At 60.8% G+C, this 21,190-nt stretch carries 19 protein-coding genes; 9 read left to right on the forward strand and 10 right to left on the reverse strand.

The annotated features are described in order from the left end of the window. Genes KYT97_RS18775 through KYT97_RS18785 form a run of 3 tightly spaced genes read right to left on the reverse strand, consistent with a single transcriptional unit; the run spans position 1 to position 2,665 of the window. Complete coding sequence (locus tag KYT97_RS18775) at positions 1-699, reverse strand: maleylpyruvate isomerase family mycothiol-dependent enzyme (protein ID WP_141485263.1); 699 nt, start codon at positions 697-699, stop codon at positions 1-3. Then, positions 696-1,532 carry a fumarylacetoacetate hydrolase family protein gene (locus KYT97_RS18780; RefSeq protein ID WP_092805015.1) on the reverse strand — a complete coding sequence of 279 codons (837 nt, stop codon included), beginning with the start codon at positions 1,530-1,532 and terminating at the stop codon, positions 696-698. Before KYT97_RS18780 ends, KYT97_RS18775 begins: the two co-directional genes overlap by 4 nt. After that, positions 1,529-2,665 (reverse strand): cupin domain-containing protein, encoded by a 1,137-nt coding sequence (locus tag KYT97_RS18785; RefSeq protein ID WP_219110434.1) that lies wholly within the window; start codon positions 2,663-2,665, stop codon positions 1,529-1,531. The genes KYT97_RS18780 and KYT97_RS18785 overlap by 4 nt, the downstream gene beginning before the upstream one ends. Before the next feature lie 57 nt (positions 2,666-2,722). Between KYT97_RS18785 and KYT97_RS18790 the strand changes: the two genes are divergently transcribed. The 4 genes from KYT97_RS18790 (at position 2,723) to KYT97_RS18805 (ending at position 5,396) form a co-directional block, all read left to right on the forward strand. Further along, positions 2,723-3,490 carry an IclR family transcriptional regulator gene (locus KYT97_RS18790; RefSeq protein ID WP_219110435.1) on the forward strand — a complete coding sequence of 256 codons (768 nt, stop codon included), beginning with the start codon at positions 2,723-2,725 and terminating at the stop codon, positions 3,488-3,490. 75 nt (positions 3,491-3,565) lie between these two features. Continuing rightward, a complete protein-coding gene (locus KYT97_RS18795) occupies positions 3,566-4,741 on the forward strand; it encodes a cytochrome P450 (protein ID WP_219110436.1) in 1,176 nt (391 codons plus the stop codon). After that, positions 4,738-4,932, forward strand: a complete 195-nt coding sequence (locus KYT97_RS18800; protein ID WP_172937199.1) for a ferredoxin — start codon at positions 4,738-4,740, stop codon at positions 4,930-4,932. The genes KYT97_RS18795 and KYT97_RS18800 overlap by 4 nt, the downstream gene beginning before the upstream one ends. Next, positions 4,929-5,396: an FAD-dependent oxidoreductase gene (locus KYT97_RS18805; RefSeq protein ID WP_245005868.1), complete on the forward strand. Its 468-nt coding sequence runs from the start codon at positions 4,929-4,931 to the stop codon at positions 5,394-5,396. The genes KYT97_RS18800 and KYT97_RS18805 overlap by 4 nt, the downstream gene beginning before the upstream one ends. 59 nt (positions 5,397-5,455) lie before the next feature. Here the strand turns inward: KYT97_RS18805 and KYT97_RS18810 are convergent, their stop codons facing one another. The 5 genes from KYT97_RS18810 to KYT97_RS18830 all read right to left on the reverse strand — a co-directional run bounded on the left by KYT97_RS18810 (position 5,456) and on the right by KYT97_RS18830 (position 11,204). Next, on the reverse strand, positions 5,456-5,701 hold the full coding sequence (locus tag KYT97_RS18810; protein WP_245005869.1) for a transcriptional regulator: 246 nt from the start codon (positions 5,699-5,701) through the stop codon (positions 5,456-5,458). 397 nt (positions 5,702-6,098) lie between these two features. Continuing rightward, a complete protein-coding gene (locus tag KYT97_RS18815) occupies positions 6,099-6,260 on the reverse strand; it encodes a hypothetical protein (protein WP_219110437.1) in 162 nt (53 codons plus the stop codon). 609 nt (positions 6,261-6,869) lie between these two features. Continuing rightward, a complete protein-coding gene (locus KYT97_RS18820; protein ID WP_219110438.1) occupies positions 6,870-8,069 on the reverse strand; it encodes an acetyl-CoA C-acyltransferase in 1,200 nt (399 codons plus the stop codon). A gap of 92 nt (positions 8,070-8,161) precedes the next feature. Then, positions 8,162-10,177: an acetoacetate--CoA ligase gene (locus KYT97_RS18825; RefSeq protein ID WP_219110439.1), complete on the reverse strand. Its 2,016-nt coding sequence runs from the start codon at positions 10,175-10,177 to the stop codon at positions 8,162-8,164. 82 nt (positions 10,178-10,259) lie between these two features. Next, positions 10,260-11,204, reverse strand: a complete 945-nt coding sequence (locus KYT97_RS18830) for a 3-hydroxyacyl-CoA dehydrogenase family protein (RefSeq protein WP_219110440.1) — start codon at positions 11,202-11,204, stop codon at positions 10,260-10,262. A 369-nt stretch (positions 11,205-11,573) separates the two neighbouring features. Here KYT97_RS18830 and KYT97_RS18835 point away from each other — a divergent pair, with 369 nt between their 5' ends. Next, positions 11,574-13,397 carry a helix-turn-helix domain-containing protein gene (locus KYT97_RS18835; RefSeq protein ID WP_219110441.1) on the forward strand — a complete coding sequence of 608 codons (1,824 nt, stop codon included), beginning with the start codon at positions 11,574-11,576 and terminating at the stop codon, positions 13,395-13,397. A 36-nt stretch (positions 13,398-13,433) separates the two neighbouring features. Here KYT97_RS18835 and KYT97_RS18840 read toward each other — a convergent pair whose 3' ends face one another. Next, positions 13,434-13,949 carry a cupin domain-containing protein gene (locus tag KYT97_RS18840; RefSeq protein WP_219110442.1) on the reverse strand — a complete coding sequence of 172 codons (516 nt, stop codon included), beginning with the start codon at positions 13,947-13,949 and terminating at the stop codon, positions 13,434-13,436. A gap of 416 nt (positions 13,950-14,365) precedes the next feature. Between KYT97_RS18840 and KYT97_RS18845 the strand changes: the two genes are divergently transcribed. Further along, a complete protein-coding gene (locus tag KYT97_RS18845; protein ID WP_219110443.1) occupies positions 14,366-15,730 on the forward strand; it encodes an MFS transporter in 1,365 nt (454 codons plus the stop codon). Between the two features lie 341 nt (positions 15,731-16,071). On the opposite strand, the gene KYT97_RS18850 is transcribed toward KYT97_RS18845, so the two are convergent. After that, positions 16,072-17,697: a long-chain fatty acid--CoA ligase gene (locus KYT97_RS18850; protein ID WP_219110444.1), complete on the reverse strand. Its 1,626-nt coding sequence runs from the start codon at positions 17,695-17,697 to the stop codon at positions 16,072-16,074. Between the two features lie 268 nt (positions 17,698-17,965). Between KYT97_RS18850 and KYT97_RS18855 the strand changes: the two genes are divergently transcribed. From KYT97_RS18855 to KYT97_RS18865, 3 genes are all read left to right on the forward strand, one after another. Further along, a complete protein-coding gene (locus KYT97_RS18855; RefSeq protein WP_219110445.1) occupies positions 17,966-18,625 on the forward strand; it encodes a TetR/AcrR family transcriptional regulator in 660 nt (219 codons plus the stop codon). 200 nt (positions 18,626-18,825) lie between these two features. Then, the gene (locus KYT97_RS18860; protein WP_219110446.1) at positions 18,826-19,092 is read left to right on the forward strand and encodes a hypothetical protein; all 267 of its coding nucleotides are present in this window, start codon (positions 18,826-18,828) and stop codon (positions 19,090-19,092) included. Between the two features lie 58 nt (positions 19,093-19,150). After that, positions 19,151-21,181 carry a hydantoinase/oxoprolinase family protein gene (locus KYT97_RS18865; RefSeq protein WP_219110447.1) on the forward strand — a complete coding sequence of 677 codons (2,031 nt, stop codon included), beginning with the start codon at positions 19,151-19,153 and terminating at the stop codon, positions 21,179-21,181. The last annotated feature ends 9 nt before the right edge of the window (positions 21,182-21,190 follow it).

The raw sequence follows: 21,190 nt of genomic DNA on the forward strand, positions 1-21,190 counted from the left end.
TCACAGCCACGCCGGCAGTGCCGGCACAGGAGATCCGTCATTGGTCGACAAATCGTGAGGGCGGCCGCTCAGATAGGCGACCAGGTCGGCAAGCGGACCGGCGACGCTAACCGGTGCATCCGCGCCGGGGAGGTTCCAGGCCACCGAAGCGTCGGTGGATTCGATCCGAAGCGCCACGCCAGGCACCGCGCCGCGCTTGCCCACGATGTCATTGCCAAGTGCCACAAGGAAATCGGCCGGAAGATCGGCGAAGGTGACGCCAGTACCGAGATCAACGGCATGGACGCACACCTCCCGCGCCCGCATCCACGGGATCTCCGTGGCTGGGACGGTCCGACCCTGGGCCGTCACGATCAGCTGGGTCCACTGCTCATCGGAGAGTGACCCCATAGCAGCGTCGAGCTTCTCGGCCGAGGACCGCGGCCACGCAAGCAGAGTGGCCGCCGGCAACTGGGAACCTTCCTCGATCCCACGGGCGCGGGCGTCGGAGGAGGCGTACATCGGTGTCTCCTCGCCGGTTTCGGCCCAATGAACGAGGTTACCGAGCGCTTCGGCGTTGGCGGCGACGTGAGCGAGGAGGTGGCGCCGACTCCAGCCCGGAAGCCCAGACGGCGCAGCCACACCGGCGTCATCGAGGCCGTCGACGCCGCTCAGGAACAGCTGCGTTCCGTGCTCCATCCAGCGCCGGGCGTCAGTCATTCCTTCACTACCTTGTTGGTGCACGCACCGAGGCCCGAGATAGCGGTCACGACGGTCTCGCCGCCGAGCAGGTAGACCTTCGGATCGCGGGCATGACCCACGCCGGCGGGTGTGCCGGTTGCGATCATGTCGCCCGGGTTGAGGCGTGTGATGGTCGAGATGTACTTCACGAGCGTGATCGGATCGAAAAGCAGTGTGCCGGTGTCGTCACGCTGCATGACCTCACCGTCGACGGTTGTCGTGACCTCGAGAGCCGGGCGGACTCCGCCGACCTCGTCCGGCGTCACGAGGAACGGCCCAACCGGAGTCGTGGAATCCCAGATCTTGCCCTGGGTCCACTCGATCGTGCGGAACTGCCAGTCGCGCACCGACACATCGTTCATGACGGTGAAACCGGCAATCGCAGCCTCGGCCTGAGCATCGTCGGCGCGGCGCACCTGCTTGCCGATGACGATGACCAGCTCGACCTCCCAGTCGAAGGCCTCGGTCTCGTCGGGCCGGACGATATCGTCGTTCGCGCCGATCAGGCTGTCGGCGAACTTCGGGAACAGCGTCGGATACGACGGGAGCTCGCGGCCCATCTCCTTGATGTGATTCGTGTAGTTGTGACCGACGCAAATGACCTTCGACGGCTGCGGAACTACCGGCGCGAAGTCGGCACCTTCGAGCGGGTACGTGGTGGCATCGTCGGCGGACACAGCTTCTGCACGACGTTTCCAATCCTCATGGGCAAGAAAGATTCCCAGATCGCTCTCACCGAGGTCGACCAGGCGGTCGCCGTCGAGCTTGACTGCGCGCGTCGCTGCGCCGGTGCGAATTGTCGTGAGCCTCATCGTGAAATCTCCATTCGGTTGAGCTGCAGTGCTTCGAAGACGGGTGCGTCGCCGAAGCGGAAAAGGTCGAGTGCGCCGGAATCCGAGTCCGTTTTTCCCGCTTCGGATTTCGCGGAGAACGGCGTCCAGGACGGAACGACGAAGAGGTCGCCGCGGGTCACTGTCCAGGTGCGGTCGCCAACAGTCACCGTGCCGGAACCGTCGAACACCTGGTAGACGCTCGAACCGGTCTCTTTCACCGGAGCGGTTTCGGCGCCGCGGACGATGCGGTGGAACTCGGTGCGCATCGTCGGCAGGACGTCGCCGCCGGTGTGCGGGTTGGTGTAGCGAACCGCCGCGTGGCCGGGTTCGACTGTGCCGCCGTAACCTTCGGCTTCGATCGCGAGCTGATCGCGCAGTGCGCGGTCGGTGAACTCCCACTTGTACGAGAGCAGTGGGCTGCCGGGAGCGACCTGCGTGGCACTGAGCGGGCGCAGTCCGGGGTGACCCCACAACCGCTCGGACCGGGAGCGCTCGGGAGTGATGCGCTCGGCGTCACTGATCTCGTCGCGGCCGAACTCGAAGAACTGCGCTTCCGTCAGGTACTGGAACGGGATGTCCAGGCCGTCGATCCACGCCATCGGCTTGTCGGTGGCATTGTGGTGGGCGTGCCAGTTCCAGCCCGCCTGCGGCAGGAAATCGCCGCGGTTCATCGAGACGGCGTCACCGCCGACGACCGTCCAGACGCCGGAGCCTTCGACGACAAATCGGAATGCGTGCTGGGTGTGGCGGTGCTCGGGAGCATCTTCGCCCGGCATCAAGTACTGGATCGCCGCCCACAAGGTGGGGGTGGCGAAGGGTCGGCCACCCAGCGACGGGTTTGCCAGCGCAATCGCACGACGCTCACCACCGCGGCCGACCGGGACGATCTCGCCGGCTTGCTCCGCAAGGCGTACCAGGTTCTCCCACTTCCACAGGTGCGGGACAGCGCGCGAGCGCGGATGAGCCGGCATGAGATCGCCGATCTCAGTCCACAACGGCACCAACAGTTCTGACTCGAAGCCGCGGTAAAGCTCCTCGAGCGCTGGGGTCACATCCGGCTGGCCTGGCGCGTCGACGGCGTGGAGCCGGACGGGGGAGTCGGTCGAAGTCATGACATAAGAGTGACTGGATTATTCAAGACAGAACACTAGATTCTGCTATACAGAATTATGGAGAAGCCACAGAAGACCCCGCCGGCGTATGCGATCGCCAGCGTCGACCATGCACTGAGATTGGCGACAGTCCTGCAACTGGAGGGAAACCTGACCGTCGCGGAAGCGGCCGAGCGGCTCGGGGTCGCCAGATCGACAGCACACCGGCTACTGCAAATGCTGGTCTACCGGGACTTCGCGGTGCAGCACCCCGGCCGTCAGTACGGCGCCGGACCAGTCCTGGAACTGGCCGAACACTCGCGCTCCGCGACCTCGTTGCTTCGATCGGCCGCGCTGCCGCACATGGAACTCCTGGTCCAGGCGGTCGGAGAGTCTGCCAATCTGACCATTCGCACCGGCGTCGAGGCCCGGTTCATCGTCTCGGTGGAGTCCGCCCAGGTACTGCGCGTCGGATCACGCGAGGGCATGGTCTTTCCGGCACACCGCCTTTCCGGCGGGTTGCTACTGCTCGCCGAACTCTCCGCCGACGAACTGGGCCAGGCCTACGAGAGCAGGTCAGACGCGGATGTGACCGACCAACCGGACCTGCCGAAACTGCGTACCGAACTGGCGCGGATCCACAAGCAAGGATTTGCGGTCAACCAGGGCCGCTCCGAGCGCGGTGTCGTGGCCGTCGGAGTACCGGTGCGTGATGCCAACGGCAAAGCCCTTGCCGGACTGTCTGTTTCAATCCCGTCCGTGCGCTACGACCGGCAGCAGCTGCCGTCCCTGGTAGCGACCCTGCGCATGGCTGCCGATCGCATCGAGGCGGACCTGGCTCACTGAACATCAATTTGATGCATGTTTCTCTATGCAAAATATGAGTTGGATTTATGTGACTGCAGTCACTTCACTGGGTGTATGCCCAATTCTCCCGCCACTTCCACCGTCGACTTGTTCGCCGACGACGTCCTGACCGATCCCTATCCGATGTACGCCGAACTCCGCGAACTCGGCGCAGTGGTGCATCTGACCACCAATGACGTCTACGCCCTGACGCGCTACGACGCGATCCGCGACGCGTTGGCTGATCCCGGCACGTTCTCGTCCCGCAGCATCGGATTCAACCCGATGGTCAACGAGGCATTACAAGGCACGTCGCTGGCGTCGGATCCACCTGTTCACACCGAACTACGGGCGACACTGACGGAGAACCTCTCCCCACGGGCGTTGCGCGGGCTCGCGGGCCAGATCCAGACCAAGGCCGATGCCCTGGTCGCGGACCTGGTTACCCAGGGATCGTTCGACGCCATCGATGCGCTGGCACGCGCATTTCCCCTCGAGATCGTCGCTGACCTGATCGGCTTCACCGGCTCGGTGCGCAACGACATGCTGCGCTGGGGACAAGCCGCGATGGAAGTTATCGGCCCGATGAACCAACGAACTGCCGAGAACTTCCCCATTGCCGGAGAGCTCTACGGCTGGTGCGCGCAAGTCCGCGCCGAGGATCTGGCACCAGAGTCGGTGGGCCGCGGCATATTCGATGCCGAGGCGAGGGGCGCGATCCCGCCCGATACTGCCGGCAAGATCATCCACCAGTATCTGGGCGCGGGAGTCGATACGACGATCGCCGCGATCGGCAACATCGTCGCACTGTTCTCGGCATTTCCGGACCAATTCGATCTAGTCCACCAGAATCCCGAGCTGGCACCGGCAGCATTCAACGAGACTCTCCGATTCTGGGCGCCGGTGCATGCGTGGGGGCGCTTTGTCACCAAGGATGTAAAGATCGACGGAACGCTGGTCCCGGCCGGATCCCAGGTTGCGATTCTCTTCGGCGCGGGCAATCGCGACTCACGGCATTACGAGAATCCCGACGCCTTTTCGGTCGAACGGAATCCGGTGGACCATCTCTCCTTCGGTTACGGCTCGCACGGCTGCGCCGGGCAAGGGCTGGCTCGTCTGGAAGGCCAGGCTGTCATCAGGGCACTGGCCAAGCACGCTCGACGGATTGTGGCTTCCGATCCGATTCTGTTGCCCAGCAACATTACTCGCTCTATCAATCAACTCGACGTCCTGAAAGTGATCCCCGCATGAGAATCGTGCTCGATCGGCCCCGTTGCGAAGGCCATGGTCTATGCGAAAGTGTTGCCCCCGCGTTGATGCACCTCGACGACGAGGGCGAACTGGTCCTCGACCTCGAAGAGTTCGCCGAGGGAAGCCGCGAGCTCGCCGACGCCGGCGCAGCTGTCCGGGTCTGCCCCGTCGCCGCACTCAAACTGGCATGAACGGCGCTGACGCTCGTCGACGAATTCTGGTGGTCGGCAATGGAATTGCAGGCCAGACCGCCTGCGACAGCCTTCGGGCCGCTGGTTTCGACGGCCGCCTGACCATCGTGGGGGACGAACCCCGGACGGCATATTCACGGCCGGCACTCTCCAAAGCACTCCTGGTCGACGGCGGCTCCCCCGAACTGGCTTCGCCGATGCACCAGGCCACCGAGATGGTCGGGGTGGCGGCAGTCGGCCTCGACGTCGAATCAGGGCGGGTGCACCTCGACGACGGTACAAATTTGCCGTACGACGGACTGGTCATCGCGTCCGGTTCACGGGCTCGCCGACTGGGAGGCGTGGAGAGTGCGGAGCTGACGCTGCGCACGCTCGACGATGCCTGGGTTCTTCGCGAACGACTGGCCGCCCAGCCGTCCGTCGTAGTCGTCGGGGCCGGCCCGCTGGGTGTGACTTTCGATTGAATGTGGCGCGATTTCCGATGCCCTGGCTGGCATGGTCCGACGCTTACGCCGCGGAATGATCAGGTCTCGACGTCTCGTGGTGGAGGATCTGCCGTGATTCGGCGGGATTGCCGAACGGTATCGATGATCGACTGCAGGGTGCGTAGTTCGAGATCGAGGCTGACATACCCTTGGCCGGTGAGGTGTGCCCACGAGCGGACTCGGCGTCCGCCGTAGTTCCGCGATATCGAGACTAATCCGGCTTCTGACAGTGTTGCGAGATGGCGCCCGAGGTTGCCATCGGTGAGTCCGAGCCGTTTTCGCAACCCACTATCGCTAGGTGACCAACGATGTAAGCGAGCACGAGCATCCCGAGCAACATCGAGCCGACACTCGCCAATGCCACCGCGCCGTACCCGATCCGGTGCCCGCGCAAGTTGGTGTCAACAACAAGATATGCACTCTTGTCGTTGTTTTCGCATGTCAAAGTCATATTGAATGCAGCATTCTGTCTACTCGCGAGTCCCCAAATTATGTCCTTGAACGGCAACTGCCGAACCGAAATGCGATGTAGAGCACCCTTTGGCTGTGTCACTCAGGGTTTGTGCGCGGTGGGGGACGATAATTTCGGTTATCGCACCGTCTCACCGAAATCACCTGGTCAGCACAATTTCCGCCTGTTCTGGCTCATTGCATCAGATGCCTGTGTGTCATGATCGCTACTCATATGGGGTTGGCTGCGGACGGGAGCGTGAAGTTGTCGGTCAGATCGGAGACATTCGAGGTTGGTTCGTGGGCTCGGATGGGGTCGAGGTTCGGTGTTCGGTGGTCGCCGCGGTGGCGGTGCGATTCGAGCGGTTCCGCCGATCCGATCGATTCCGTCATATCAGGGCCAGCGGCACAGTCCTGTCTTGTACTGGTCTGCGACGGTGTCGGCGCATGTGGAGTTCGAGTCCTGGTTGAAGTGTGACGAGGCGCTGGCGCTGGATTTCGATCCCGACGTATCTGGGTTCGCGGCGCAACCGTTCTGGCTGTTCCGGCGTTATGGGCAGGAGGAGTCGATCACATGCACCGGATTTCTTCGCCCGCCGCGCCGATACCACGGGGGTGGTGGTCGACCGGCGGTGCGGATCAAGCCGCCCTTGGAACCGATGGCCCAATCGAAGGCCGCGATCGACTCCGTGGATATACACGCTTTCGCCCACATTCAACTCGGTCTGCCATCTAGGCGAACGAGGGCAAGGCGCCGCTGCGTTCTCAGCGCTAATGAGTATTTGGCCCGTAGACGGGAAAGGCTCCCGATTGCGGCCGCACCTACGTCACTACCTCCGGCACGGTATCGGTGATCCGGATCGGTGACGCGCCCACCATTTCGGGGACATGAGCCTCCTGTATCGTCGGCCAACGCGTGTTCACCGTTACCTGACAACCCGCCTCCACCATGGTCGTCGTCTCGCGTCGGTGAACATTTGGCGGTGATCGCCGAGAAAGCCGTCAAACCTCAAAAAGCCCTGCGGCGCCCATCCCGCCGCCGATGCACATAGTGACGACGACGTAGCGAGCTTTCCGTCTGCGGCCTTCGATGAGTGCATGGCCCACCAGTCTTGCCCCTGTCATCCCGTAGGGGTGTCCTACAGAGATAGCACCCCCGTTGACGTTGTACTTGTCCGGGTCGATGCCGAGGGCATCTCTGCAGTGCAGTGCTTGTGAGGCAAAGGCTTCGTTGAGTTCCCACAAGTCGATGTCGTCGGTCTTGAGGCCGTGCTGACGCAGCAGCTTGGGAACAGCGAGCACTGGGCCGATACCCATTTCATCGGGACTGCATCCGGCGACGGCGATTCCGCGATAGGTGCCGAGTGCGTCGAGATTTCGACGTTCCGCTTCGCGGCTGTCCATCAGTACCGTCGCTGCCGCTCCGTCGGACAATTGTGACGAGTTCCCAGCGGTGACACTCGCTCTCGGTGAGATGTCACCGTCTAGGAGAACGGTGCGCAGACTTGCCAGCCCCTCCAATGAGGTTAAAGGACGGTTGCCTTCGTCGTGAGTGAGCGTCACGCTCTCACTGCGGGATTGTCCTGTCGCTCGGTCCTCGACGTTTTTTGTCGTTGTGAGAGCGGCGATTTCGGTATCGAACCTACCAGCTTCTTGTGCCTGCGCGGTTCGCGTTTGAGAGAGCAAGGCGAAAGCATCCTGGCGATCTCGGGAAATTCCGTAACGTTCGGCAACTATTTCTGCGGTGTGAAGCATCGGCACATACGTCTCGGGCAGGTGATCGATCAGCCAAGGGTCGCGAGCGCGGTATTGATTGGTGTGTGCGTTCTGGACCAGGGAGATGGACTCGACGCCGCCGCCGATCGTTACGGTCATGCCGTCGACGATGATCTGCTTTGCCGCTGTTGCGATGGCCATGAGTCCGGATGCGCATTGTCGGTCGATGGTCATCCCGGGCACTGCGACCGGTAGATCTGCTCGTAGTGCGGCCTGGCGGGCAACGTTGAAGCCCGAGGCACCTTCTTGCATGGCGCATCCGAGAACGACGTCGTCGATCTCTGCGGGATCAATGCCTGCACGTTGAACTGCCGCGCTGATGGCGTGAGCGGCGAGGTGTTGTGGTTGGGTGTCGTTGAAAGCGCCTCGATACGCCTTGCCGATCGGTGTGCGCGCGGTGGAGACGATGACCGCATCGTGTGTCACGGGAGTTCCTTTCGAGCGCACTCTTTTCGGGTGCGCTTATGTGTGTTCTGTCCAGCGATGAGGACAGGGGGTACGGGTCAAGGGGGTACGGGTCAGCCGGCGGTCAGGGCTGTTCGGCGTGCTTGTCCGAAAGCGACGAACTGGTTCACGGAATCGGGGTCGTCGATCGCGTCGAGGCTCAGGACAGCGTCGCGTTCGGCTCCCTGCAGGATCCGCTTGAGAGGGACCTCGATCTTCTTGCCGGTGCGAGTGTGAGGAAGAGCGCGCACCGCGATGATCTCGTCGGGGACATGCCGTGGTGAGGCTTGTGTTCGGATCGAGCTGTTGATCTTGGCGATTAAAGCGTCATCGAGTTCGGTACCAGGCGTGAGCACCACGAAGAGTGGCATCCAATAGCGTCCTTCGTCCTCGTCGACTCCGACGATGAGTGAGTCCTCGATCTCCGGCAGTCGTTCCACTGCCTGATAGATCTCGGAGCTTCCCAGTCGCACCCCGTGCCTGTTGAGTGTGGAATCGGATCGTCCGTGCATGATTACGCTCCCGTGCGCGGTCACGGTCACCCAGTCCCCGTGGCGCCATACGCCGGGGAAAGTCGAGAAGTAGGCGTCTTTGTATCGGTCACCGTTTGTGTCGTTCCAGAAGTAGACAGGCATGGACGGGATCGGTTTGGTGATGACGAGTTCGCCTACCTCGCCGCGTAATTCGTTTCCGTTTCCGTCCCATGATTGGAGGCAGACGCCGAGTGCCCGAGCACTGAGTTCACCGGGCCAGACCGGTGTCGTCGGTGCGCTGCACGCGAAGGCGGTGACGGCGTCGGTTCCCCCTGTGGTGGAGGAGAGTTGGATGTGTGCGCCGACTTTCTCGTGCACCCAGGTGTAGCAGCTCGGCGGCAGGGTTGAGCCGGTCGACCCGATGGTGCGCAGTGCACTGAGGTCGAATTCCGATCCTGGGTTGATGCCGGCTTTCTCGCAGGCTTGCAGGTGCCCGGGGCTGGTTCCGAGGAACGTGATCTGCTGCTCTTCGGCGATGCGCCACAGTGTTCTCGTGTCCGGATAGGTCGGGCTGCCGTCGTAGATCACGGCGGTGGCGCCGGTGAGGAGGGTGGAGACGACGACGTTCCACATCATCCAGTTTGTGCTTGTGTACCAGAATAATCGATCGTCTGCTCGCAGGTCCATGTGAAGCCCGAGAAGTGAGAGCAACGACAGGAGGATTCCGCCGTGACTGTGCACGATGCCTTTGGGCAGGCCTGTGGTGCCTGAAGAGAACAGTACCCACAGAGGATGGTCGAATGGTACTGCAGCGAACTCTAATTCGGCATCGAATGATGTCGAATCATCCCAATGCAGGGTATTCGAGGCGAGGGTTTGAGCGTACGAACCCGGTGTGTGATGCTCGACGACGATCATGTGTCCGACTGTGGGCAATCCCTGTCGAATCGCCGCCACTTCGGTTCGGCGGTCGTAGTGACGGCCGTTGTAGCTGTACCCGTCCGCGGCGATCAACACCGTCGGTTCGAGTTGACCGAAACGATCGACAACGGCGGTGGCACCGAAGTCTTGTGCGCATTGTGACCAGATGGCACCGATGGACGCGGCGGCGAGAAACCCGATGACTGCGTGCTGACCCGGCGGGAGGTAACCCACAACCCGATCACCTTGTTCGACGCCGCACCCCCTCAGGGTCGTTGCCAACGCAGCTACTCGGCTACGCAACTGTGTCCAGGTCACTGTTTCTTCGCGACCGTCTTCCTTGATACAGACCAGCGCAGCGGTGTCGGTGTGCCCGTTGGTCAGCGCATGACGTGCATAGTTAACCGTTGCGCCGCTGAACCATTGCGCTCCTGGCATGGTTTCGTTGGTCAGGACATTTTCGTACGGCGTGCGTGAATGAACGCCGAAGAACGACCACACGGCTTCCCAGTAGTCGGCGATGTTGTCGGTCGACCACGTCCAGAGCTTTTGATAGTCGAGTGCATCGTCGAATCCGAGGCTGTAACGCGTGTTGGCATAGTCGGAGAACGCGGCGAGTGTGGACGTTCGAGCGATGTCGGGGTCTGGCGACCAGATCGCCTCTGGACGAGCGCTGGGGGTGTGTGAGTCGACCATGCGAACTGGTCACCTTTCGGTCTGGCGGGTGGGGGTGATCGGCGCGTTGTGTGTGTCGCCTGCCCGTGTCATGGGACTGGGATCAGGATTGCTTGCTGCGCGTCGCGTCGATGAGGTGTTGTTCGAGTCGGCGGGTTGCTGCGGCGCGGCTCTCCGGTGTCCAATTCAGTAGTCCTGAACCGGTTTTAGCGCCGAGATGTCCTTCGGCGATGAGCTTGTTCAGCAGCGGTGATGCGTGATCGTCGTTGTTGAGGGTGGGGAAAAGGTAGTTGTGTACGGCTGCGGCGAGGTCAAGTCCGACGTAGTCGGCGTTCTCGAGAGGGCCCATTGCGGACAGTCTCAGCCCGAAGCTGTTGCGAACGACGAGGTCGACGGTTTCGGTATCGCAGACGCCGCCCTCCACGAGGGAGAGCGCTTCTCTCCACATGGCGTGCTGGAGGCGGTTCCCGATGAAACCTGGAATGTCCTTCCGTACGTGCACGGGTACTTTCCCCGCCTGGGTCAAGATGTCGAAGATCCATTCGGCAGTGTCGGCAGCGGTGCTTTCCCCGTGCACGATTTCTACCAGGGGAACGAGATGTGGAGGGTTCCACCAGTGCGCCCCGACCACCCGCTGCGGGTCGACGGTGTTTCGTGCGACGTCGCTGATTTTGAATACGGATGTGTTCGTGGCCAGGATCGCATGCGGCAGGAGCACGCTGAGGTCGGCGAACAACTTCTGCTTGAGCTCGAGTATCTCGGGGACGGCCTCGATGACCAAGTGTGCGCCGGACACGGCATCCTCGAGTGTCGGCGACAGCGCGACCGTGTCGGCCACCGATGGATCCCGATCGAGATTGATCAGTTGCTCGCGAATTCGTTCGCTGACACGCGAGAGCGTTTCGGGCACAGGATCGTGGACCGTGACGGAAGCTCCTGCGTAGGCGAAGACGCCGGCGATGGAATGGCCCATCAAACCCCCGCCGATGACAGCGACCGAGATCTGGTCGATAGTGCTGGGTAGATCGTAGATTCCGGACTGGCTCATGGCAGTTCCCTCTCGAGTCCCTGAGTGCGCTTCGGCGTATTTCTTTTTCGCTCCGTTGCGGAAGGGTTGACGTGTTACCGGTCACGCTACCGAGTTCGTGGGACCAGTGACGATGGGTGATATCCACACCAAATTGCGCGCCGTGAGGTAAAAATCCACACCATGTGAGTAGATAGGTACCGCGAGCGGCGCTGATTCGGTGGCTGATGAAACCGGGAACAGGGGAGTTCGTGTCCGCAGTGCGGCCTCCGCTGGCACGAGTCACCGGGGATCCTGCCAGCACACGCGGCGCTACGGAGGAGAGGGAATGTAGAGACCCCTGACAATTCTCTACCCGTCATCAATTGCCACCAATGTACGGTCGCAGGTGTGGACATCAATCACCCCGACGATGCCGTCGGTGAACACACTGCCAGCGAGTCCACACAGTCACTGACCGAGCTCGTCGAGCATCGTCACCGCCGAGAGAAGGAACTCGCCAGCCTCTACGCCACAGCACGCGCTCTTACCGCGCTCGGCGAGGTCGACACGGTACTCGGCTCGATCGTGCGTCACGCACACGATTTGATCGGAACCGATGTCACCTATCTTTCGGTGTTCGACGACCCCCGGTCGGAGCTGACCCTACGCGCAGTCGAAGGGTCGTTGTCTCCCTCGTTTCGGACCGCCCACGTGCCGGCCAACACCGGAGTCGGTGGCCGTGTCGTGGAGACCCAGTCCGCTTTCTGGGTACGGAACTATCTGACGGACGCCACGTTGGTACACGATCCCGACTTCGATGCGGTACTTGCAGCGGAAGGGATCGTTGCTCTCCTCGGAGTGCCACTTCGCGACGGGGAGAGAGTATTCGGAATCCTCTACGCAGCAGACCGGGTCGAGCGACCGTTCGACATCGACGAGGTTGCGTTGCTGAGCGCTTTCGCCGATCATGCAGCGGTCGCGCTGCAGAACGCGCGCCTCTACGAAGAGAGCACGCGTGCGTTGGCGGAACTTCAGGATGCCTACGCGACTATCGAGCGATCAGCCCTCATTCACGAATCCCTCACGCGCGTCGTACTGACGGGCGGCGGGGCCCGTGAGGTCGCTGATCTCTTGGTCGAGTCACTCGGCGGACGAGTGGCGATCTACGACCGCGACGACCATTTACTCGTCGCCACCGGCAATGTGCAGGGAAAGGCCGACTCCCCCTCCGACGGGCTCCGTCATGTCCTCGCCGAAAGTCGCCTCACCGGCCGCTGCATCACCGGTGACACTGCGCAGAACAGCAGTAAGGAATTCCACAGCATCGTCGCAATCGTGGCCGGTGACAGCTATCTGGGTGCAGTTGTACTGTCCCATGCTCAGCGGCCCAGTGCGATCGAGCGTCGAACACTCGAGCGCGCGTCACAGATTCTCGGACTAATGACATTGAAGCAAAACGCAGTAGTCGAGGCCGAAGAACGCGTCCGCGGCGAACTGCTCACCGAAGTGATCAACGCCAATCGGCCCTATGCCCCAGAGCTTCTTGCCCGAGCCTCCTCCCGCCATATGCGTATCGACCAGTTCAATGCGCTCCTCGTTGCAGAAGGGGACACTGTCCGGTCACTGGACGTGACCAGGCGACTTCACTCATTGTCGCCGGACTGGGCAGGTCTGGCCGGCGACTACCTCGGAACCGCGACTATGGCTTTTCAGGCATCGGACCCGGACGCCGCCGCGGCCGCGATCCAACGCCGACTCCGCGCGACCATGCACCAACCGATACGAGTCTGCGTCGCCCCCCTCTCCCCCCAGGACAGCCTGGGACGCCCCTTCGGTATCGCAACACGTTGCTTGAAGATCCTGCGCGCCATCGGCATTGACGATAAGGGAGTGTCGAGTACGCATCTCGGGTTATATGCCACGCTCTTCGATCCAGACCGGGGTGATGATCTGCGAGTGTTTCTCGACGACACACTCGGCGCTCTGATCGATTACGACACGCGCCGTGGAACCGATCTCATCGGAACGTTAGCTTCATATTTTGAGAATTCGGGAAACCTCACCCGAACCGCAAAAAGCCTTCACGTGCACATGAATACGCTGGTCAAGCGCATCGAGCGTGTCAGTGCAGTCGTCGGATCTCAGTGGCAGCAACCCGACGACGCACTGGCTCTACAACTGGCCGTCCGTCTGCACGTGCTGTCAGCCGAGATCGACCATCAGGGTCACTGACCGTGCCGAGATCGGAAGGATTTCTCTCGCGGTAACTCAGACGACGGTTCGATCGGCCCCGATCAGCACGAACAGCATCGTTGCTGGTGCGTCACTTCGGTTTTCCCATTTATGTCGCGTGCCGCGCTGCACTACGCACGTCCCGGGAAGGATCTTTCGCTCGGTTTCGCCGTCGAGCCGCAACCACATTTCTCCCTCGAGACACAATCCGTAATCCACCGAATTCGACGTGTGAAAGCCGGGGTCGTCGGGCTCGAATGCACCCATCAATCCCGGAAGTTGACGTTCGGCATCCGCGGCGAGTGCGTCGAGATCCCCCACAGGTTCCGGGACGGCTGATCGGGGTGCCCAGCGGACTAAGAGAAATCGGGTTTCCCCAGCACCCGGCCAATACGGCAGCGATTCGGAATCGGGCGCTTGTAGCGGACTTCCGTCGGACGAGGTTGCCCACACGGGAAAGAACTCCAGGCCTGCCAGAGCCCGAGGAGCTAGGGGAGTTCCCAGTTCGTTCTCGACAATCCCCGATGCTCCCCTCGGGTCGTATCCGGTCACGATCCGACGAATCTCCACGACAGTCCCACTTTCGGCTCGATATTTCACACGCGCATCTGCTGAGGCTGCAGTACGCAAGATAATCAATCGAGAGTAGTGGCTCGTCGACCTACTGAACACCGCAGAATTTCACACCCGAAACCCGCCCGCAGTGTCGTATTCCGACCCACGTCAGAGTTTGAGTCTGCGCCGGGGCGTTCCTGACAGTGAATCAGAAACTCTCCATCAGGTGGACTTTATCCACACCAGCACGAGAATTATGGTGTGGATAAATCACCTAAGAACTCACAGGTTTCGCAACTATCGTGATCTGTACCACCCAGCCGGCACACGACTTGGGATCTCTCCGAAGACCCACGGTGCCCCGCGTATTCAACTACTCGTGATCGCGGTTGCAACAGCCCAGAGGACCTCACATGACTTCATTCGTACCAGCCGATGCGCTCGAGCGTCTTTACGCCTCGGCGACCAAAAAGGTATGGCTCCGCCTCATTCCCGTCCTGATGTTTGCCTACATCTTGAATTTTCTCGATCGCACAAACATTGCACTGGCCAAGACCCATCTCGATATCGATCTCGGCATCTCTGCCGCCGCATTCGGTTTCGGAGCAGGACTGTTTTTCCTCGCGTACTGCGTACTGGAAATCCCGAGTAACTTGATGCTCCACAAGTTCGGTGCCCGCCGATGGATCAGTCGCATCGTGATCTCGTGGGGTGCGATCTCGACACTGACGATGTTCGTTCAGGGTGAGACCAGTTTCTACATCATGCGGTTTCTCCTCGGGGTCGCCGAGGCCGGGTTCTACCCGGGCATGCTCTTCTACTTCACCCTCTGGTTCGCGTCCCGAGACCGAGCCGTAGCAGTCGGTATGTTGCTCGTCGCCCCGCAAATTGCCACCGTATTCGGCAGCCCGCTGGGTGGAGCGATTATGGGCCTCGACGGCACACTGGGTATGTACGGGTGGCAGTGGTTGCTGCTGCTCGAAGGCATCCCCACCGTGCTGTTCGGCATCTTCCTGTGGTTCTACCTACCCAACGGTCCTCGCGATGCTCGTTGGCTCTCGGCCGAGGAGAAGGAAGCACTGATCGCGAAGACCACGGTGGCAGGGGAACCGGAACATTCCGTCCGCAAGGCCCTCAAGTCAGTGTTCTCGAGTGGGGTCCTGCTCTCGATCGGTGCGATCTACTTCGTCACGCAACTCTGCGTCTACGGAATCACGTTCTTCATGCCGAGTATCGTCGAGAGTTTCGGTGTGTCAGGGTCTTTGGCTATCGGAGCAGTTTCGGGACTGCCGGCGGTCGGTGCCTTGATCGGCGTTCTGGTGTATCCGAGAATGTTCCGTATCTACGGCCACCCGATTCGGTTCATTGCCGTCGCGATGATCGGCGCGGCCGTTTCTACATTCGTTGCCGCGAACTCGGGCTACGTTGTCAGCCTCATTGCTTTGGCGGTCATGCAATTCTTCGTCACCGGCACGGCGCCCGTTCTGTGGTCTGTGGCGATGAGCCGAATCAGCGGAGTCCAGTCCGCAGCGGGTCTCGCCATGATCAACTCCATCGGACTTCTCGGCGGATTCTTCGGCCCGAACCTCTTCGGTATCGCCGAATCCCGCACGGGGGACCCTGCATCCGCGATCGGGCTCTTGACCATCGCCGCTGCCGTTGCGCTGGTCGTCGTCGCCGTATTGCGTCAGCTCTTGCTGCGCACGCCGATACAACCGACGATCGCAGCAGCCCTGGTAGACGACGAACCGGCATCTGCACCCGTAGTCAAGAACTAGAGCAACAACTCGCAGTGTGAGGGTCCCGTCGCGAATGAACTGCGGCGGGGCCTTCGCTCGTTGACCAACACCGCGAGGTGCGCCGATCAGTGCAGTGGAGGGAGCGGGGCTGGTACTTCACCGAAATCGCACAGCGGCGGCACGGTCGGCATTCCCGAGTAATAACAGCATCTGAGATCGCACGAGCGTGCCTATAGCCCTCCACGCGGCGTCTACTTTTCGGAATCGACCGTTCAGGACAACGACTTGACGGTCGCGTTGTGGCGCTGCGGAAACGTGCAGCGCCACAACAACTGGTTGGTACCAGCGACGTTCAACGACCAGCCTGAATGAAGGTGCTCCTACTCCACTTCGCGCACACGAGTGGAAACTTGTTCGCGAAGGGCGACTTTAGAGAATTTTCCTGTTGCAGTTTTGGGGATTTCGTCAATGACCAAGATTTCCTCAGGTATCCACCAACTCGCGACACGTCCACGCAAGAATGTCCGTATGTCCTCGCCCGTGAGGTCCCGTTCGAGTGTGGGAACCACGCAGGCCATCGGTCGTTCTCCCCACTGTTCGTGTGCAATAGCGATGACAGCGGCCTCCGCGACTCTGGGGTCAGCCATGATCTCATTCTCAAGCTCAACCGATGAGATCCATTCACCCCCTGACTTGATCAGGTCTTTCGTCCGGTCGACGATCCGCAGTTGCCCACGTGCGTCGATGGTCGCCACATCGCCGGTTCGCAGCCATCCGTCGGCTGACATTGCATCGGTCGTGTCGGTGAGGCCGAAGTAGCCTCCGGCGATAGTGGGACCCGCGACCTGCAATTCTCCGGTCGAGGTGCCGTCGTGGGCTGCAAGTGTTCCGTCCTCGCGCATGAGACGGAGCTCGGTGAGTGGCAGCGAGGGTCCCGGGCTGGCCAACAGTTCCAACTGTTGTTCCTCACCCAGCGTTTGGTCGACGCTGTCCAATCGTGAACTGGTCACGACAGGGCTGGTCTCGGTCATGCCCCATGCGTTTCTCAGGGGAAGTCCGAGCTTTTCCCTGTACAGGCGTGAGAGGGAGACGGGGACGGCTCCGCCGCCGCTGACGATGTGCCGCAGGCTGCTCAGATCTCCAGCCTCAAGGAACGGAGCAGCATTTCGCCACACGGTGGTCACCGCTGCAGCGAACGTGACTCGATGGCGGTCCAGTTGTTCGATGAGTTGCTCAGGTCTCGTCGAAGTGCCGGGCATGACCAATTCTGCACCGCACATCAGGGCCGCGTATGGCAGTCCCCACGCGTTGACATGGAACATCGGAACGATCGGCATGATCGTGTCCGACTCGCTCAAGGCGAATGAGTCGGCGATCTGCAGCATCATGGCATGCAGAATGATCGACCGGTGGTCGTAGAGGACGCCTTTGGGCTGACCCGTGGTCCCTGAGGTGTAGCACAGGGCTGCAGCGGTTCTGTCATCGGGGATTTCGAAATCGTAGCTGACCGGTGGCGTTGTGCGGAGCAAGGTTTCGTAGTCATGGAGACGTGGATCGTCGGGAAGTCGGAAGTCTGCGCCGTCATCCATAACAACGATGTGGCGGACAGTTTCGAAGGTCTTGACGACGGGCCAAATCACCTCCAGTATCGAGCGGTCGACGAAAAGGACGTCATCCTGAGCGTCATTGACGATGAAGGTGAGTTGCTCAGCGAAAAGTCGATGGTTGATCGTGTGAAGAATCCTGCTTGTACACGGAACCGCCATGTACAGCTCCAAATGACGCTGTGTGTTCCATCCGAAGGTCCCGACACGTGCTTCCTTCGGCACCTTCAGTCGATCCAAAACTGCTGCCAAGGAGCGTATTCGCGTTGCAATCTCTCCCTGGTTCGAGATCATCCGATACCCGATTTGTTCTGTGATCACATGTTTGTGGCTGTGAAGTTTTTCCATCCGGTTCATCAGAAGCGGTAGTGAAAGCGCCCGATCTTGCATAAGTCCAAGCATGTGTGAATCCCGGTTTTCTCATGTCGTCATCAGCCGAACAATGGCCCGATGGGGTCGTATCTGGAGCTCGATCGCGCCTGTCGATGCGGCAGTTGCGCAGGTCGTAACGGCGCGCGTGGAGTGGTTTCGGATCTTGCCGACACCAGATTCTAAGCATATGCTTAATCATAGGTGATCCAAGCAACATATTGCGAGGGGCTGGAGGCGTGGGCGGTGTAGGCAAGAATGAGTTCCTGGCACCGAATTCGCCCCTGAACAGAGGAAGTCCATGACGAGTGACGCGATAATTGCAGGAGACGCATCTCGGGAGTACTGGTTGTCAGGATTGCATCCGAGCAGTCCGCCCTCGACGACCGAGTCGAACGCGGCGAACCGCCTCCTCGTGTCGGCTCGGGACGCGTTCTCCACCAATGGGTACCGGGGCACCACGACGCGCGATATTGCTGCAGGAGCCGGAATGAGTCCTGCCGCAATGTACATCCACTACGCCTCCAAGCAGGAGATGCTATTCAAGCTGTGCCTGCTTGGGCATAATGCCTGCTACGAGAGCCTCCTCGCCTCGGCGTCAGTGGAGGGAAGCCCTCGAAAACGACTGCGATCAGCTGTGTACGACTTCACTCACTGGCATGCCGAGAACCATGTGGTCGGCAGGATTGTCCAGTACGAGATCAAGTTCCTCGACGACGAGAACTTTGCCGTGGTCGCTGACGTGCGCCGCAGAATTCATGCCGTCGTGGAGAACATCGTTCGAGACGGGGTCAAGACCGGCGATTTCGATGTGGGGAACGTGTCTGCAACAACTCTGGGGATCCTCTCGCTGTCGATAGACGCAGTCCGCTGGTTCCCCTCTCGAGCCATCTCCGACCCAGATGTTCTTGCCTCGCACTATGTCTCGCTGGCAGACCGTATGGCGGGTGCTTCGTCGTAGCGATACGGCCAAAATTCTTCGGCAACTGTTGACAACGAGTGACCTATGCAACACACTAAGCAAATGCTCACTGATTGACTTGGTGGGCGGCTCCCGAGGTGTGATCCCGGGGCGCAGGGTGTTTCGCGAGTTGATTGCGCACCTCATCACCTGCCAAGCCCTCTGCATCACTCCATCGATTCGACTCAAAGGCGTTCACGATGAATGATTCGACGTCCGGCAATCCACTCGCACCCACCGTGCGACGAGAAGACGTCACTGCTGACGAACTCGCTGCACTCGGTATTGATATTGCACGCGATTTCCCTGGCTCCACCGAAGCCGATTTCAAGCGCTATCCAGTCCTGTCAGAAGGAGGCTGGTTCATCGTTGTCAAACATCAACCGACGCTCACCTCAGTTCGTCGGGTCCCGTGGGAGCGACTCGGACCGATCTCGCTGACTTCGAAAAATCTACATATCGAATGACTTTCGACGAGCACTCCATCATTTTCCCAAATCCTCAACGAACAGAAGGCTCGCAACCATGATTGGTGTTGACGTCGGAGGGACATTCACAGATGTCGTATCCATCGAGAACGGCCAGATCAAGACGACCAAGATCTCTACGGATGTCCACACGACTGAGCAAGGCGTCTTGGCTGGTGCAGCCGAGGTAGCTGTCGATCAGGCGCAGGTGTTCAACCACGCAAGTACACATGGTCTCAACGCCGTGATTACGCGCCGCCTACCGAAAATCGCGTTCCTCACCACTGAAGGACATCGCGACATCCTCGATATGGGGCGCACTTGGCGGCCGGCCGAGGGATTGATGAACCCGCAATGGCGCCGATCCTACGGGGACGCAAACCGTCCACTCGTAGATCGTTACCTGCGGCGAGGCATCACGGAGCGCATCACTGCCGACGGCGGCATTCTGATTCCCCTCGATGAGGACTCGGTACGCCGCGAACTTGAGGTTCTGCGTAAGTGCGATATCGAAGGCGTGGCGATCTGTCTTCTCAACTCGTATGTCAACGCCCATCACGAAGAGCGGTTGCGTCAGCTCGTCCACGAAGAACTCGGCGACATTCCAGTCTCAATTTCGAGCGAAGTATCCCCGCTTGCAAAGGAATTCGCGCGCGCCTCGACCACCGTCATCGACGTGTTCATGCGACTGATCTACACCGACTACTCGCGCCGACTGGACTCAGGTCTGCGTGGACTCGGGTTCCGCGGTGATCTCAACTTTGCTGATTGCGCTGCGCAACTCGTTCACGTCGATGTGGCCATGGAACATCCGTTCAGGATCGTCTTCGCCGGCCCAGCCGCAGGTACCGTATCGAGCGCTCACTTCGGCAGTCTCATCGGTGCATCGAATCTGCTGTGTGCAGACGTCGGTGGTACCTCATGTGACATCAGCCTCGTCTCGGACGGCCGACCGTTCGTCAACACGACCTTCGAACTCGAGCATGATCTGCTCGTCAACGCGCTCTCGAACGAAGTCAACGCAATCGGAGCGGGCGGCGGGAGCCTTGTCACCATCAACGCGGCCGGTGAACTCAAGGTCGGTCCGGGAAGCGCCGGCTCGGATCCTGGACCAGCCTGCTACGGCACGGGCGGAACGCAGCCGGCAACGACAGACACCTGCCTGCTGATGGGGGTTATCGATCCGGACGGATTCGCCGGCGGGCGTATGAAGCTCGATGCCGAATTGTCTCGGCAGGCATTCGAGAACCTCGATTGTGCACTGTCCTTCGATCAGCGCGTCAACTACGCATTCAACATCGCGATCAACAATATCGCCGAGGGTTTGACGAACGTCGCCATCCAGCATGGTGTCGATCCACGTGACTTCAGCCTTGTTGCATACGGTGCCGCCGGTCCGATGTTGCTCCCCGCAGCGTTGAGCCTGGTCCATGCCGCGGAGGTTATCGTGCCACCGCACCCCGGTCTGTTCTCCGCACTGGGCCTGGTCAGTACCGACCTCGTCTACGCCGACAGCCGTAGTGCCTACACGTTGTTGACACCCGAGGTCGCCGAGTCCGTCGACAAGATCTTCCAGTCGATGGAGCAGAAGCTGTCGGGGCAGATTCGCGACGACCATCGTGATCGCGTCGAATTCCAACGGAGCTTTGACGGACGGCTGGCCGGACAAACCTGGGAGACCCCGTTCATCGAAGTTCCAGCGGGAACAATCGACGCCGAGGGCGTCGCCCAGATGGTACGCAACTTCCACGACACCTACGAGGAGCGCGCGGGCAACCGTTTCGAGGCACTCCCCGTACAGGGTGTGACTTATCGGGTCCAGGCCATCGTCAAGGCCGACAAGGTCGAGTACCCGACGATTCCGAGCCGCGCAGACGGAGAATCTCCCGAGCCGACCCGCAGTATCACCATCAAATACCTCACCGACGAGCCGCTTGACGGCAAGGAATTCGAACGCGCGCACCTACTCGCCGGGGACCGCATCGAAGGCCCCGCCGTCATTCGCGAGCCTCTGTCGACGACATTCCTTGTCCCCGGACAGGTCGCGACCGTCGGTAAGCATGCCGAACTCCGCATCAGGGAAATGTGAGAACACGAA

The sequence above is a fragment of the Rhodococcus globerulus genome (assembly GCF_019334125.1).
Lineage (GTDB): Bacteria > Actinomycetota > Actinomycetes > Mycobacteriales > Mycobacteriaceae > Rhodococcus_F > Rhodococcus_F globerula.

What these genes read in the sequence shown, in the direction of transcription:
- KYT97_RS18775 (WP_141485263.1), bottom strand. Translation starts at nt 699, where the DNA reads ATGACTGACGCCCGGCGCTGGATGGAGCACGGAACGCAGCTGTTCCTG.
- KYT97_RS18780 (WP_092805015.1), bottom strand. Translation starts at nt 1,532, where the DNA reads ATGAGGCTCACGACAATTCGCACCGGCGCAGCGACGCGCGCAGTCAAG.
- KYT97_RS18785 (WP_219110434.1), bottom strand. Translation starts at nt 2,665, where the DNA reads ATGACTTCGACCGACTCCCCCGTCCGGCTCCACGCCGTCGACGCGCCA.
- KYT97_RS18790 (WP_219110435.1), top strand. Translation starts at nt 2,723, where the DNA reads ATGGAGAAGCCACAGAAGACCCCGCCGGCGTATGCGATCGCCAGCGTC.
- KYT97_RS18795 (WP_219110436.1), top strand. Translation starts at nt 3,566, where the DNA reads ATGCCCAATTCTCCCGCCACTTCCACCGTCGACTTGTTCGCCGACGAC.
- KYT97_RS18800 (WP_172937199.1), top strand. Translation starts at nt 4,738, where the DNA reads ATGAGAATCGTGCTCGATCGGCCCCGTTGCGAAGGCCATGGTCTATGC.
- KYT97_RS18805 (WP_245005868.1), top strand. Translation starts at nt 4,929, where the DNA reads ATGAACGGCGCTGACGCTCGTCGACGAATTCTGGTGGTCGGCAATGGA.
- KYT97_RS18815 (WP_219110437.1), bottom strand. Translation starts at nt 6,260, where the DNA reads ATGACGGAATCGATCGGATCGGCGGAACCGCTCGAATCGCACCGCCAC.
- KYT97_RS18825 (WP_219110439.1), bottom strand. Translation starts at nt 10,177, where the DNA reads ATGGTCGACTCACACACCCCCAGCGCTCGTCCAGAGGCGATCTGGTCG.
- KYT97_RS18830 (WP_219110440.1), bottom strand. Translation starts at nt 11,204, where the DNA reads ATGAGCCAGTCCGGAATCTACGATCTACCCAGCACTATCGACCAGATC.
- KYT97_RS18845 (WP_219110443.1), top strand. Translation starts at nt 14,366, where the DNA reads ATGACTTCATTCGTACCAGCCGATGCGCTCGAGCGTCTTTACGCCTCG.
- KYT97_RS18850 (WP_219110444.1), bottom strand. Translation starts at nt 17,697, where the DNA reads ATGCTTGGACTTATGCAAGATCGGGCGCTTTCACTACCGCTTCTGATG.
- KYT97_RS18855 (WP_219110445.1), top strand. Translation starts at nt 17,966, where the DNA reads ATGACGAGTGACGCGATAATTGCAGGAGACGCATCTCGGGAGTACTGG.
- KYT97_RS18860 (WP_219110446.1), top strand. Translation starts at nt 18,826, where the DNA reads ATGAATGATTCGACGTCCGGCAATCCACTCGCACCCACCGTGCGACGA.
- KYT97_RS18865 (WP_219110447.1), top strand. Translation starts at nt 19,151, where the DNA reads ATGATTGGTGTTGACGTCGGAGGGACATTCACAGATGTCGTATCCATC.